The sequence below is a fragment of the Salinigranum rubrum genome (assembly GCF_002906575.1).
GTDB lineage: Archaea > Halobacteriota > Halobacteria > Halobacteriales > Haloferacaceae > Salinigranum > Salinigranum rubrum.
Window position 1 is genome coordinate 892,790 of sequence record NZ_CP026309.1, and the last position, 12,582, is coordinate 905,371.

At 66.2% G+C, this 12,582-nt stretch carries 12 protein-coding genes; 6 read left to right on the plus strand and 6 right to left on the minus strand.

Features of this window, described 5'->3' with window-relative positions; genetic code table 11:
- Nucleotides 1-255 precede the first annotated feature (255 nt).
- Nucleotides 256-909 (plus strand): lactate utilization protein, encoded by a 654-nt coding sequence (locus C2R22_RS04250; protein ID WP_103424656.1) that lies wholly within the window; start codon nt 256-258, stop codon nt 907-909.
- A gap of 25 nt (nt 910-934) precedes the next feature.
- On the opposite strand, the gene C2R22_RS04255 is transcribed toward C2R22_RS04250, so the two are convergent.
- The 4 genes from C2R22_RS04255 to C2R22_RS04270 form a co-directional block, all read right to left on the minus strand.
- On the minus strand, nt 935-1,861 hold the full coding sequence (locus tag C2R22_RS04255; RefSeq protein ID WP_103424657.1) for a ring-cleaving dioxygenase: 927 nt from the start codon (nt 1,859-1,861) through the stop codon (nt 935-937).
- A complete protein-coding gene (locus C2R22_RS04260; protein ID WP_103424658.1) occupies nt 1,858-2,553 on the minus strand; it encodes an alpha/beta hydrolase in 696 nt (231 codons plus the stop codon). The genes C2R22_RS04255 and C2R22_RS04260 overlap by 4 nt, the downstream gene beginning before the upstream one ends.
- 365 nt (nt 2,554-2,918) lie before the next feature.
- The gene (locus C2R22_RS04265) at nt 2,919-3,686 is read right to left on the minus strand and encodes an IclR family transcriptional regulator (protein ID WP_103424659.1); all 768 of its coding nucleotides are present in this window, start codon (nt 3,684-3,686) and stop codon (nt 2,919-2,921) included.
- Between the two features lie 212 nt (nt 3,687-3,898).
- On the minus strand, nt 3,899-4,753 hold the full coding sequence (locus tag C2R22_RS04270; RefSeq protein ID WP_103424660.1) for a BKACE family enzyme: 855 nt from the start codon (nt 4,751-4,753) through the stop codon (nt 3,899-3,901).
- A 115-nt stretch (nt 4,754-4,868) separates the two neighbouring features.
- Here C2R22_RS04270 and C2R22_RS04275 point away from each other — a divergent pair, with 115 nt between their 5' ends.
- The 5 genes from C2R22_RS04275 to C2R22_RS04295 all read left to right on the plus strand — a co-directional run bounded on the left by C2R22_RS04275 (nt 4,869) and on the right by C2R22_RS04295 (nt 10,242).
- Entirely contained in the window at nt 4,869-5,645 is a 777-nt protein-coding gene (locus C2R22_RS04275) for an SDR family NAD(P)-dependent oxidoreductase (protein ID WP_103424661.1), read from the plus strand.
- 122 nt (nt 5,646-5,767) lie between these two features.
- Nucleotides 5,768-7,141 carry a substrate-binding domain-containing protein gene (locus C2R22_RS04280; protein ID WP_173862772.1) on the plus strand — a complete coding sequence of 458 codons (1,374 nt, stop codon included), beginning with the start codon at nt 5,768-5,770 and terminating at the stop codon, nt 7,139-7,141.
- Nucleotides 7,142-7,159: 18 nt separating this feature from the next.
- The gene (locus tag C2R22_RS04285) at nt 7,160-8,731 is read left to right on the plus strand and encodes a sugar ABC transporter ATP-binding protein (RefSeq protein ID WP_245902877.1); all 1,572 of its coding nucleotides are present in this window, start codon (nt 7,160-7,162) and stop codon (nt 8,729-8,731) included.
- Nucleotides 8,732-8,823: 92 nt separating this feature from the next.
- Nucleotides 8,824-9,726, plus strand: a complete 903-nt coding sequence (locus tag C2R22_RS04290; protein ID WP_103427562.1) for an ABC transporter permease — start codon at nt 8,824-8,826, stop codon at nt 9,724-9,726.
- A 90-nt stretch (nt 9,727-9,816) separates the two neighbouring features.
- Nucleotides 9,817-10,242, plus strand: coding sequence for a universal stress protein (locus tag C2R22_RS04295; protein WP_103424663.1), 426 nt, complete (start codon nt 9,817-9,819; stop codon nt 10,240-10,242).
- Between the two features lie 19 nt (nt 10,243-10,261).
- On the opposite strand, the gene C2R22_RS04300 is transcribed toward C2R22_RS04295, so the two are convergent.
- Together C2R22_RS04300 and C2R22_RS04305 are read right to left on the minus strand one after the other, a co-directional pair.
- A complete protein-coding gene (locus C2R22_RS04300; RefSeq protein WP_103424664.1) occupies nt 10,262-11,710 on the minus strand; it encodes an aldehyde dehydrogenase family protein in 1,449 nt (482 codons plus the stop codon).
- Nucleotides 11,711-11,806: 96 nt separating this feature from the next.
- Entirely contained in the window at nt 11,807-12,562 is a 756-nt protein-coding gene (locus C2R22_RS04305; protein WP_103424665.1) for an SDR family NAD(P)-dependent oxidoreductase, read from the minus strand.
- Nucleotides 12,563-12,582: the final 20 nt, after the last annotated feature.

The window sequence follows — 12,582 nt, forward strand, 5'->3', positions numbered from 1 at the left end:
CGTGACTACAGTGAGTCCGTGCGAAATTCGACGAGGAGATTTGAATCAGGGAGTGGAGCGAACGGCACGAGCGGAACGACCGTCGTTCACATCTCCCTCCCGTTCTTTTCGAGGTAGTCACCCTTCGAGCGCCGAGCCCCGTCTCTCGACAGACGGCGGTAACACGCGCGTAACCCCGTGACGCGGGCGTCCGCGAGCGCTTATGCGTTCGCCGTGTGTAGTCCGACTCGTCGCGTCATCGCGGCATTCCCCCTCATGTCCCAGCTAAAAACCGACTACGACGACGTAGGAATCGCCGAGGAACTCGACGAACTCCCGAGCGACGAGGAACTCGACGAGGCCGTCGCGAACCTCGAAGCGAACGGGTTCGACGTCACGGTCGTCGACACCTCCGAGGAGGCGCTCGAAGCCGTCTCGTCTCTCATCCCCGACGGCGCCTCCGTGATGGACGGTCACTCGACGACCCTCGAAGAGATCGGATTCATGGACTACCTCACCGAGGGCGACCACGCGTGGGAGAACCTCCACGCCCAGGTGTGGGCCATCGACGACGACGAGGAGCGGGCCACCGCCCGACGGGAGGCCCAGACGGCCGACTACTTCGTCGGCGGCATCAACGCCGTCGCGCGCACGGGTGAACTGGTCGCCGCGGACCGCTCCGGCAGCCGCATCGGCGCGTACCCGTTCGCCGCGGAGAACGTCGTCGTCGTCAGCGGCGTCAACAAGGTGGTCGAGGACCTCGACGCCGCTCTCGACCGGCTCGAAAGCGTCGCATACCCCCTGGAGAACGAGCGCGCACAGGACGCCTACGGCGTCGAGAGCGCCATCGCCAAACAGCTGATCTTCCGCAAGGAACTCGCCGAGGGCCGGACCTCTCTGGTCCTCGTCCGCGAGCAACTCGGCTACTGAGAACGCGCGCGTTCCCCTCTCTCTCTCACCGCTCCTCGTCCGGTATCGGCGGGAGCTGTGGGGCTATCATCTCGCGGTCCGCTTCGAGCCACGGCGGGAGCTGAAGGCTCTCGCCGAGCGCGTCGACCGACTCGTCGACGGTCAGTCCCGGACCCTCTGTCGCCAGTTCGAAGAGGATGCCGCCGGGTTCGCGGACGTACAGCGAGTGGAAGTACCGCCGGTCGCGCACCCGGGAGGGTGAGAGGCCGTCCTCGATGAACACGTCGCGCCACGCTTCGAGCGCCTCCCTGTCGGCGACGCGGAACGCGACGTGGTGGACCGTCCCGATGCCCTCGCGGCCGAACGGGAGGTTCGAATCGAGAACGTCGACGACAGCGCCCGTTTCTCCTCCCTCGACCCGGTACCGAACCCGGTCACCGGCCTGTGATTCGAGCGTGAAGCCGAGCGCGTCGAGGACGCTGGCGGTCTGGAACGGACTCGCCGAGGCGAGCGTCACGCTGTGCAGTCCGCCGATGGCGTGTTCCGATGGCACCGGCCCACCCGTCCACGGCTCTCTCTTTCCCCCGCTTCCGACGAGTTCGAGCGGTTGGCCCGCGCCGTCGGTGAACCGGAGCACCGGTTCGCCGAACCGCTCCGTGCGTTCGACGCCTGCGAGACGCTCTGTCCAGTACTCGATGCTCGTTCGCGGGACCGAGAGCGCCGTCGCCGTCGGCTGTGGCCGCCCCACGCGACCCTCCTGCCCGCGCTCGAACGGGAAACACGTCAGGAGCGTCCCCGGCCGCCCGCGCTCGTCGCCGAAGTAGAGGTGGTGCATGAACTGGTCGTCGTAGTTCACCGTTCGTTTGACGAATCTGAGTCCAAGGACTTCTGAATAAAATCCGTGCGTCTCGGCGGTCGTTCCGGTGATGACCGAGACGTGGTGCATCCCCGGCGTCGACGGCGGGAGGTTCATCGGCCGTCCCCTCCCCTCTCGTCGGTCTCCGCTCCCGCCTCTCTCACGAGGTCGGCGAGGAGGTCGGTGACGAACGCGAGTTCGTCGTCTGTGGTCGTGTGAGCCATCCCCTCGTAGATCCGCTCGGTGACGTCGCCGCCGAGCGATTCGAACGCGTCACGGGACGCGTGGACGCGTTCGAGCGGGACGTAGGGGTCGACGTCGCTACAGCCGAGGAAGACGGGCGTTCCGGCGAGGTCACCCCCGTACTCGAAGTCGGTCCCCTCGGGACCGACGAGGCCGCCGCTCAGGACGACGAGACCACCGTACCGGCGAGGGTTCCGCGCGACGTACTCCGCGGCCAGACACGCTCCCTGTGAGAACCCACCGACGACGACGCGTTCGGGCGGGACGGAGGAGGTGACGTCGCTGACGGCGGCGTCGACGGCCGCGAGCGCCGAGGACAGTTCGGGTTCGTTCGAGTCGCGCGGCGCGAGAAACGACCCCGGATACCAGCGGTTGTACTGTGCCTGTGGGGCCGCGTACGCGACGCCGTGGACGTAACACGCGTCGGCCAGGTCGAGGATACTCCGGGCGGTCGCGCCCCGGCCGTGGAGGAGGACGACTGCCGCGTCAGCCACACGCAGCGGCGCGCCCGCGTATCTGATCGGCTGGCCCTGGTGGGGCCCGTCGGGGGATGCGGTCGTGTTCACATCACGTGTGGGACTGGAACCGAAATAACGGTTCGCGGGCACCGACGTCTCCTGGTGGCGGCGGTGTTATCCCTCGCTGTCGGCCGGACCCGACTCGGACTTTCGGCGGGTGTATTTCGATACGCAATATAATTAATTGTATATTCGAGAGGGGCAGCTAAAATCGCGCGCAGACGAACGAGCACGTGTCGGCCTTCGCGAACGCGTCGAGGTTCTCATCGCCGCCGCCGAGGGGGAACGGCCCACGCTCGAAGCGTTCAACGACCCCGGCTATCGGGTGTATGGGCCCGCCAGGCATTCGCGAGCGTCGAATCATCACGAACGTTCGTTACTCCGATCCATTACGGTTGTATTAGTGTAATCCATCAGCTCATCGAGTTCTCCAGCTCGAACTCGTTGGCGACGCCGAGCAGCGTCTCGGGGAGCCCCGTCTCGAACCGGTCGTCGGTCATCCGGTTGGCGGGACTCGCAACGCTGAACGCCCCGATCACCTGACCGTCAGGGCCGTTCACGGGGACGCCGACGGCCTTGACGCCGTCGAGTTGCTCCTCGTGGTTGAACGCGACCCCGCGCTCGCGGACGGATTCGAGCTCCGCCACCAGGGTGTCGGCGTCGGTGATGGTGTTCTCCGTCGCCGCGGGGAGGCCCCACTCGTCGATGATCGCCCCCACGCGCCCGTCAGGGAGCCGTGAGAGGATGGACTTCCCGGCGGCCGTCTGGTGGAGGTGGAACCGCTTGCCGACCGTCGAGTACGTCCAGACGGCGTGCTGCCCCGAGAACGTGTACATGTAGACCCCTCGGCCGTTCTCCTCGACGGCGAACACCGCGCGGCACTCGGTCTCCTCGGCGAGCTGTTCGGTGTACGACTCGGCGATGCGGTACGCCTTTCGCCTGTTGCGAACGTAGTCGCCGAGGCTCAAGAACGCGAGGCTCAGGTGGTAGACGTCGCCGGTCTTGACGACGTACTCGTTCTCCGCGAGCGTCGTCAGGTGCGCGTGGACGGTGCTCGGTGCCAGGTCCATCGCCTCCGCCAGCTCGGTCACCCGGGCCCCGTCCAAGTCCCGAAGGGTCTCGACGACGCGCAACGAGGTCGCCGTCGTCTGCAACGTCCGGCCGCCGCCTTGGGTGCTCATGGGGGGGAGTCACATCCCTCCCTATTTAATATTCGGTACGCGCAAATCGCTCGGCGCCCCGTCACGCCGACATCTCATGGTAGGTTAAGACAGGACACGAAGTCGCCTCGCCCCTGGAGACCGAGATTCGTCGCTCGTGAACGAGTGAGACGGTCGTCGAGAGGGTCGAGACGCGCCGTCCGAGAACCGATTCGCAGGTGCCGAACGCGGATTCAGAGCCCGAGTATCTCGCGCGCTTCCGTCGGGGAGGCGACTTCGCGTTCGAGTTCGTCGGCGATCCGTGCGGTCCGTCGGACGAGCTGTGCGTTACTCTCGGCGAGTTCCCCGCGGCGGTAGTAGACGTTGTCCTCCATTCCGACCCTCACGTGCCCGCCCATCGTAATCGCGGCCGTGGTCATCGGCAGCTGGTGTTTGCCGACGGCGAGACACTGCCACTCGACGGGGTCGGGGAGGTTGTCGACGAAGTTCACGAGGTTTCGCGGGCCGGGAGGCATCCCGTTCTGCATCCCGAAGATGACTGTCGCCCAGTACGGCTCGTCGAGGAGTCCCTCCTCGATGAGGTGTTCCGCCTCGGGGATGTGGCCGGGGTTGAACAGTTCGAGTTCGGGCTTCACGCCGGCGTCGCGCATCCGCTCGGAGTACTCCTCGTTCTGCTCGCGCGTGTTCTCGGCCGTCCGCGTCTGGCCGAAGTTGATCGGGCCGAGGTCGATGGTCGCGAGTTCGGGCCGAGGCTCGGTTTCGAGCACGGGCGCGATGCGTTCCTCGCGCGTGTAGATGCCGCCGCCGCCGGTGGTGAAGTTCACGATCATGTCGTCGCAGTACTCGTCGATGGCGTCCCGTAGGAGTTGGAAGCGCTCTACCGACTTGGTGTCCTCGTCGTTCTCGTCGCGGGCGTGGAGGTGAACCATCGACGCACCCGCCGCTTCGCACTCGGCGAGGTCCTTCGCCACCTCCTCGGGTTGGGTGGGGAGGTTCGGGTTCGCCTCCTTTCCGTGGAGGCCGCCGGTGGTCGCGACGGTGATGATGAGCTTTTTCCCGAAGAAGTCGTCGTAGCCCTGGTATGCCATATTCCGACGACTCCGCGTCGGAACTTTACTATTTCGGGAGTCGCGGCCCGCCGTCCGGACGCTCTTCGAGCGGATGGTCACTATCTTTATATACCTTCATCGGGCTTGGGGAGATATGGAACGAGATAGCACCGCCCTAGTGACCGGTGGAGGGCGTGGTATCGGCCAGGCCATCTGCGCCGAACTGGCGGCTCGCGGGAACGACATCGTCATCGCCGACCTCGACGAAGAGGAGATGGCGTCCACGGTCGACCTTGTCGAAGCGGAGGGTCGACGCGCGCTCGCGCTCCAGACGGACCTGAAGCACCTCGACAGCGTCGAGACGGCGGTCGAGACCGCTCTGGGCGAGTTCGGCACCATCGAGCACCTCGTCAACAACGCGGGCATCGCGGGTCCGACCTCCGCGTGCGAGCAGATCAGCTCCGAGGAGTGGGACGAGACGCTTGCGGTGAACCTCCGCGGCCCCTTTTACACCTGTCGAACGTTGCTCCCGCCGATGAAATCCGCGGGGTACGGCCGCATCGTCAACATCGCTTCCGTGACCGGAAAACGCCCGCTCACCAAGCGGACGCCCTACGCGACCACCAAGATGGGACTCATCGGCTTCACCCGAACGCTCGCCGCCGAAGTCGGCGAACACGACATCAACGTCAACGCGGTCTGTCCCGGGTCGGTCGACGGGCCCCGGATCCGACAGGTCTTCGAGCAGAAGGCGGAGGCCACGGGCCAGAGCTACGAGGCGGTCCGACAGAGCGCAGAGAACGAGAGCCCCCGCCAGGAACTGGTGACCCGCGAGGACATCGCGAACGCCGTCGCGTTCCTCTGCTCGTCGGACGCCGACCGCATCACCGGGCAGGACCTCAACGTCTCGGCGGGGAAAGTGATGTACTGACCGCCGCCGCGACGCCGTGTACCGAGAAGACGCCGCGCCGAGTCAACGGCTCCTGGGAACTGTCGTGATTTTCAATCATAAACTATATACCGAGGGATTAACCACATGAGGACGTCGTAAACATGGTACGAGATAGCAGCAACCAGTCCAGGCGTCGCTTCCTGAAGCAGACCGTCGCCGGTGGGTCGGCGGTCACGCTGGGTGGGCTCGCAGGATGTACTGGCAGCGGCGGTTCGTCGGGCGGTTCGGCCACATCGAGCGGGTCGAACTCCGGCTCCGGCGGGTCGAGCAACGGCGACTCCTCCGGTTCCTCGGGTTCCGGCTCCGGCGGTGGCTCGATGACCTCGATGGCCTCCATCGCCAACCGACAGAACTCCTACTGGCTCAGCTGGGAGAAGGGCTACCTCGAGGCTGCCGAGGCCTTCGGCTACGAGACGAACGTCCAGACGAACAACGGCGAGGTCCAGACACAGCAACAGCAGTTCGACACGGCGGTGTCGAACGACGCGGACTTCATCGTCGGGCAGACCTACACCAACGCCGCCGCAATCACACTCGCGGAGACGCTGGCGGAAAGCGGCACGCCGGGTGTCCTCGCGGTGACCATCGCCGACTGGTTCGTCCCACAGGACGCCGGTGAGGAGTACGTGACGTTCTTCACGCCCCACTTCGTCAACCACGCCTACACCGCCGCGAAGATGCTGTTCGAGGCGATGGGCGGCAGCGGGATGTTCGTCCACATCGAGGGCAACCGCGGGACAGCCCCCAACATCGGTCGGAACAAGGGTGTCGACCTGGCGATGCAGGAGTACCCGGACATCGAGATGGCGGGGCCGCGCCAGCCGGGCAACTGGATCCGCTCGGACGCCCGCAGCGTCATGAACGACAAGGTCTCCCAGTTCGGCGACGACATCGACGGCTACTTCGGTCAGAACGACGCCGTCGCGCTGGGCGGGCTCACCATCCTCGAGGAGAACGACATCGACGTGCCCGTCGTCGGCATCGACGCGAGCGAGCCCGGGCTCGCGGCCATCGCCGAGGACCGGATGACCGGGACCGTCTCGGGCATGGGCCCGTGGCAGGCCGGCTGGTCGGTCGCGAAGTGCCACGACTACATCAACGGCCACACGCTCAGCGACGCAGAGAAGATGATGTCGTTCAACGCGCCGGTCTGTGTCAAGAACCCCGACGAGTGGACCGACGCCATCGACCGGCTCCCGGTCGTCGACGCCGCCGACTACAACGAGGCCATCTTCTCGGGCGAGACGCCCTACGACTGGACGAAAATGTCCGTCGTCGAGGCCGGCGAGGACGCCTGGGACCCCCAGATCGACATGCAGCCCATGAACCTCGCGGACATGAAGGAGGTCCTCGACTGGAAGGACGCGGACAAGCCGAGCGACTACAGCCTGCCGGGCGTCTACACCGACGACACCGTCCAGGAGGAGACGACCCAGCTGTACCGGGACCGCTTCCAGACGAATCCGCTCAAATAACCCTCATCACACGCCCCCATGGCATCACAGACACACACCAACGCGATGGACGGGGACCGGGCCAGCTCCGAGAGTGAGGACCACAGTTTCCGCGTCGAGGGTATCTCGAAGTCGTTCCGCCACGTGCAAGCACTCAAAGACGTGTCGCTGGCCGTCGACCACGGCGAGGTCATCGGCCTGGTCGGGGAGAACGGCGCGGGAAAGAGCACGCTGTTGAACATCCTGACCGGCGTGTTGCAGGCGGACGAGGGACAGCTGTACGTCGACGGAGACCCGGTCACGTTCACGAATCCGCGTGAAGCGGCGAACCACGGCGTCTCGCTCGTCCACCAGGAGCAGGACGTCATCACGACCATGCGGGGGTACGAGAACCTCTATCTCGGACGGGAGATGGAGCGCTTCGGGGTGCTCGAGAAGGAACAGATGCGCGAGGAGGCCCAGGCCTTCGTCGACGACCTGGGTATCAACATCGACGTGGACGAGCGCGTGCGTAACTACACGTTCAACGAGCGCCAGATGCTCGAAATCGCGAAGGCGTTCCACGTCTCCCAGAAGTCCGAGAACCCCGTCATCCTGCTCGACGAGCCGACGGCCGGGCTCGAAGAGAGCGGCCGCAAGATCCTCTTCGACCTCGTGAACGACCTGCGAGAACGGGCGACGTTCGTCTTCGTCTCCCACGAACTCGACGAGGTACTGCAGATCTCCGACCGGATCTACGTCCTCAAGGACGGGGAGCGCGTCGGCTCCACGACCGCGGCCGAAGCAACTACGGACTCGCTGCAGCAGGCGATGGTCGGTCGGGAGACCGCCGACGAGTACTACCGCGTCCCCGACCAGCGGCGCGAGGCCGACCTCGGCGAGACGGCGATGACCGTCGAAGGGGTGGCCCACGAGGACACCGTCGGCCCGATTTCCTTCTCCATCCGTGAAGGTGAGATATTCGGCATCGTCGGCGTCGAGGGGTCGGGCAAGCAGCGGCTCGGGCGCCTGCTCGCGGGCGACCTCGACGCGACTCGGGGCTCGGTCTCCGTCGGCGGCACCACGCTGCAGAACCCGACGGTCTCGGACATGGTCGACGCGGGCGTCGGCTACATCCCGAAAGACCGGAAGTCCGAGGGCCTGCTGCTCTACCAGTCGGTGCTGGTCAACACCTCCCTGGCGATGGTCCGGGACATGAACGGCAACCTGCCGCTGCTCGATCTGGATGCCGAGGAGGAGGCGACGCTCGACGCCATCGAGGAGCTGTCCATCAAAACGCCGGGCCCCAACGCGCTGGTGCACGGCCTGAGCGGCGGGAACCAGCAGAAGGTCGTCATCGCCCGCTGGCTGGCCCAGGAGACCCCGGTGCTCGTGATGGACAACGTGACTCGGGGCATCGACGTCGGTGCCAAAGAGGAGGTGTACCGGCTCTGCCGTGAGCTGACCGACAAGGGGGTCTCTATCGTTTTCATCGGCGACGAACTGCCCGAGGTCATCGGCATGTCCAACCGCATCGCCGTGATGGCGAAAGGCGAGTTCGTCCGCGAACCCTTCGACGCCTCACCGGGTAACAAACCGACCGAAGAGGACCTGATACAGGAGATGATCTGACAATGAGTACAAGTAGCGTCAGCGAGTGGATCACCAACCAACGAGAGCAGCGTACCCTCCACGACTGGGTACAGGATCTGGGCCCGTTCGTCATGCTGTTCGGGCTGATGCTCGTCTTCACGTTCACGACGGAGCGCTTTTTCACCGAGGCCAACCTGCTCGACAACGTCGCGAAGAACGCCGTGACGCTGCTGTTGGTGGCGCTGGCGGGGACCTTCCCCATCCTCCAGCAGAGCATCGACCTCTCGGTCGAGTCGGTCGTGTTGCTGACGGGCGTCGTGACCGTCGTCCTGATTTCGCAGTTCGGCCTGGGCCTCTTGGCCATTCCGCTCGCCATCGGCGTCGGGATGCTCGCCGGTCTGTTCAACGGCGTCGTCTTCACGAAGCTCAAGGTGCCCTCGTTCCTGGTCACGCTCGGGACGCTCTCGGTGTTGGCTGGGGTCGGGAAGATCATCACCGGTGGCTCGACCATCACCTTCCGGAACTCCGCCATCCGCACCATCTCGACCGGCGACGTCTTCGGCGTCCCCAACCTCGTACTCTGGGGGCTGCTCATCTACGTGGCCACCATCGTCCTGGCCTTCCGGACGAAGTTCGGCCGGTACTGCTTCGCGCTGGGCGAGAACGAGCGCGTCGTCGAACTGGCCGGCGCGAAGGTCGACCGCTACAAGATCTACCCCTTCGTGCTGTCGGGGCTGCTCTGTGGCACCGCCGGCGTCCTGCTGACGCTGCGCATCTCGTCGGCCTCGCCGAACATCGGGAGCGGGCTCCTCTTGCCCAGCATCGCCGCCATCGTCATGGGCGGGACGGCGTTGACCGGCGGCGTCGGCGGGCCCCACCGGACCATTCTGGGCGTGCTCGTCATCGCGGTGCTGAACAACGGGATGAACCTGCTCGGCATCGACTCGTTCGTCCAGGAGATCATCTTAGGGCTCGTGGTCGTCGCCGCGGTGGCGCTCTCGATCGACCGCGCGAAGATAGACGTGGTGAAGTAACTCACCCTCCGCTTCGTACCCCTCTCGCGGTCGTTCGCTTTGCACCGTCTCCGACCAAAGATTCATGTTCAATGCTAGCGCAGCACAGATATGGGACGCACACTCGTCGCACTAGACGATTCGCCGCAGGCACAGAACGCGCTCGCGTACGCCCTCTCGGTTCACGAGCGGGACGAGTTCGTCCTCCTGCACGTCATCGACTACAGCGAGTCCATCACGGACCCCGGTCGTGGCGGCCGCGGCCGTCTCGAAGGCTGGTACCAGAAGGCCACCGAGGACGCCGAGGACCTGTTCGAAGAGGCGACGGCGCTCACCGACGACTACGACGTCTCCGTGACGACCGTCGTCGCGGACGGAAAGCCCGCCCAGGAGATCATCGACTGCGCCGACGACCACGACGTCGACCAGATCGTCATGGGAAGCCACGGACGGACGGGCGTCGCTCGCATCCTTCTCGGGAGCGTCGCCGAACAGGTCGTCCGGCGCTCCGAGCGCCCGACGACGGTGGTTCACTGACCTGGGGGTAAAGGGCGACTCAGTCGAGTCGGACGCAGACGTTCTTGAGCTGTGTGTAGTTGTGGATCGCCTGCCGTCCGTTCTCGCGGCCGATGCCGCTCTCTTTGTACCCACCGAACGGCGTCTCGTTCCCGCCGGCGAACCACTCGTTGACGTATATCTGTCCGGCGTCGAGGTCACGAGCGACCCGGTGGGCTCGTCCGACGTCGCGCGTCATCACGCCCGCGACGAGACCGTACCGGGTGTCGTTCGCGAGGCGCACCGCCTCGGCCTCGTCGGCGAACGCCCCGACCGTCAGCACCGGGCCGAATACCTCCTCCTGTGCGATCCGGCTGTCGTTGTCGACGCGGTCGAACACCGTCGGCTCGACGAAGTAGCCGGGTCGGTCGAGCGTGTCGCCGCCGACGAGCGGGTCGCCGACCGTCTCTCGACCCAGGTCGAGATACTCCGCGACCCGTTCCCGGTGTTCTCCGGACACCAGCGGACCGACGTCGGGGTCGTCGACGCCGGGGCCGACCGAGAGGCCCGCCACCGCGTCGACCAGTCTGTCGACGTACTCGTCGTGGACGGCCTCGTTGACGAGCACCCGCGAACTCGCCGAGCAGACCTGTCCCGCGTTCGTGAAGATGCCGCTGACCGTCTCCTCGACCGCTCGACCCAGGTCGGCGTCCGGGAACACCAGAAGCGGGCTCTTTCCTCCGAGTTCCAGGTGGACCTCGTTGACGTTCGAGACGGCGGCTTTCGCCACCTCGCGACCCGTCGCTCCCGACCCGGTGAACGTCACGCAGTCGATGTCAGGGTGGGACGTCAGCGTCGCGCCGGCCTCGACGCCGTCTCCTGGAATCACGTTGAGGACGCCCGAGGGGAGTCCGGCCTCCTCCGCGAGGCGGGCGACCGTCAGGGCGCCGACCGGCGTCTCCTCCGCGGGTTTCACCACCGCCGTGTTGCCCGCAGCGAGCGCGGGCGCGACGCTTCGCGCGAAGAGGTAGATGGGAACGTTCCACGGGACGATGTGCGCCGTGACGCCGAGCGGTTCGTGACGGGTGTAGTCGACGTAGTCGTCGCCGAGCGGAATCGACTCGCCCTCGATCTTGTCCGCCTCGCCGGCGTAGTACTCGAAGTGTCGCGCACACCGACGGACCTGGTCGCGGGCCTCCGAGAGCGGCTTCCCGTTCTCCAGCGTCTCGATGCGTGCGAGGCGGTCCGCGTGCTCCCGAATCGCCTCGGCGACGGCCAGAAGCGTTCTGGTCCGCTCTTTCGGTACCCGCGCGGCCCACTCGTCGCACGCCGACGCCGCGACCGACACCGCCGCGGACACGTCCGCCTCCGTCGCGGCGGCGACGTGGGTCAGCACCTCGCCCGTCGCGGGGTTCTCGACGGCGAGCGTTCGCCCGCCGCTCGCCGGTCGGTCGGTGCCGTCGATCCACAGTCCGTACTCCTCGCTCTCGATAGCTGACGCTTGCGCCATGCTACCTGACCGTTCGAGAGACGACCTGTTAACAGTTACGCGCGACGCCGAATTCGCCCGAGTGGGGCCACACTCGCTCTCTCGCTCTCCCGCCGCTCACGCGGTGAAGCCGCCGTCCATCACGAGGTTGTGGCCGGTGACGAACGACGACTCCTCCGACGCGAGAAAGAGCGCCGCCTCCGCGACTTCTTCGGGCTGACCCGCGCGGCCCAGGGGCGTCTGTGCGAGAATGCCCTCCGCCGTCTCGCCGTCCTCCATCGTCATCGCCGTCTCGATGAAGCCGGGGTTGAGCGCGTTGACTCTGATCCCGTGTTCGCCGTGTTCGACCGCCAGTTGGCGGGTGAGGTTCGTCACCCCGCCCTTCGAGGTGCAGTACAGCGACGAGTTCTCCAGCCCGCGGATTCCCCCGATGGAGGACATGTTGATGATGCTCCCGCCCGCTCCCTGCTCGCGCATGGCCTCGACGGCGACCTGGCTGCCGAAGTACACCCCTTTGAGGTTGATGTCCATCAGCCACTCGTAGTCCTCCTCGGTGACCTCGCCGAGGGGGAGTTGCCGTTCGACGCCCGCGTTGTTCACCATCACGTCGAGTGAGCCGAACGCCTCGACGGTCGCATCCACCGCCGCTCGGAGGTCCGCCACCGAGCGCACGTCGCACTCGACGAACCGGGCGGCGCCGCCCTCGCTCTCGATGAGTTCGTGCGTCGGTTCGCCGCCCATCCGCGGGTCCGCGCGGACGTCGGCGACGGTGACGCTCGCGCCCTCCTCGGCGAACCGTCGCGCGATGGCGCGGCCGTTCCCCGAAGAGCCACCGGTGACCAGTGCTGTCTTCCCCTGCAGTCGCTCGGACATTACAGAGTGGTGTGGTCTTT

Excerpts from the sequence above, each read along its gene's own strand:
- C2R22_RS04250 (WP_103424656.1), top strand. The coding sequence starts at position 256 with ATGTCCCAGCTAAAAACCGACTACGACGACGTAGGAATCGCCGAGGAA.
- C2R22_RS04255 (WP_103424657.1), bottom strand. The coding sequence starts at position 1,861 with ATGAACCTCCCGCCGTCGACGCCGGGGATGCACCACGTCTCGGTCATC.
- C2R22_RS04265 (WP_103424659.1), bottom strand. The coding sequence starts at position 3,686 with ATGAGCACCCAAGGCGGCGGCCGGACGTTGCAGACGACGGCGACCTCG.
- C2R22_RS04270 (WP_103424660.1), bottom strand. The coding sequence starts at position 4,753 with ATGGCATACCAGGGCTACGACGACTTCTTCGGGAAAAAGCTCATCATC.
- C2R22_RS04275 (WP_103424661.1), top strand. The coding sequence starts at position 4,869 with ATGGAACGAGATAGCACCGCCCTAGTGACCGGTGGAGGGCGTGGTATC.
- C2R22_RS04280 (WP_173862772.1), top strand. The coding sequence starts at position 5,768 with ATGGTACGAGATAGCAGCAACCAGTCCAGGCGTCGCTTCCTGAAGCAG.
- C2R22_RS04285 (WP_245902877.1), top strand. The coding sequence starts at position 7,160 with ATGGCATCACAGACACACACCAACGCGATGGACGGGGACCGGGCCAGC.
- C2R22_RS04290 (WP_103427562.1), top strand. The coding sequence starts at position 8,824 with ATGCTGTTCGGGCTGATGCTCGTCTTCACGTTCACGACGGAGCGCTTT.
- C2R22_RS04295 (WP_103424663.1), top strand. The coding sequence starts at position 9,817 with ATGGGACGCACACTCGTCGCACTAGACGATTCGCCGCAGGCACAGAAC.
- C2R22_RS04300 (WP_103424664.1), bottom strand. The coding sequence starts at position 11,710 with ATGGCGCAAGCGTCAGCTATCGAGAGCGAGGAGTACGGACTGTGGATC.
- C2R22_RS04305 (WP_103424665.1), bottom strand. The coding sequence starts at position 12,562 with ATGTCCGAGCGACTGCAGGGGAAGACAGCACTGGTCACCGGTGGCTCT.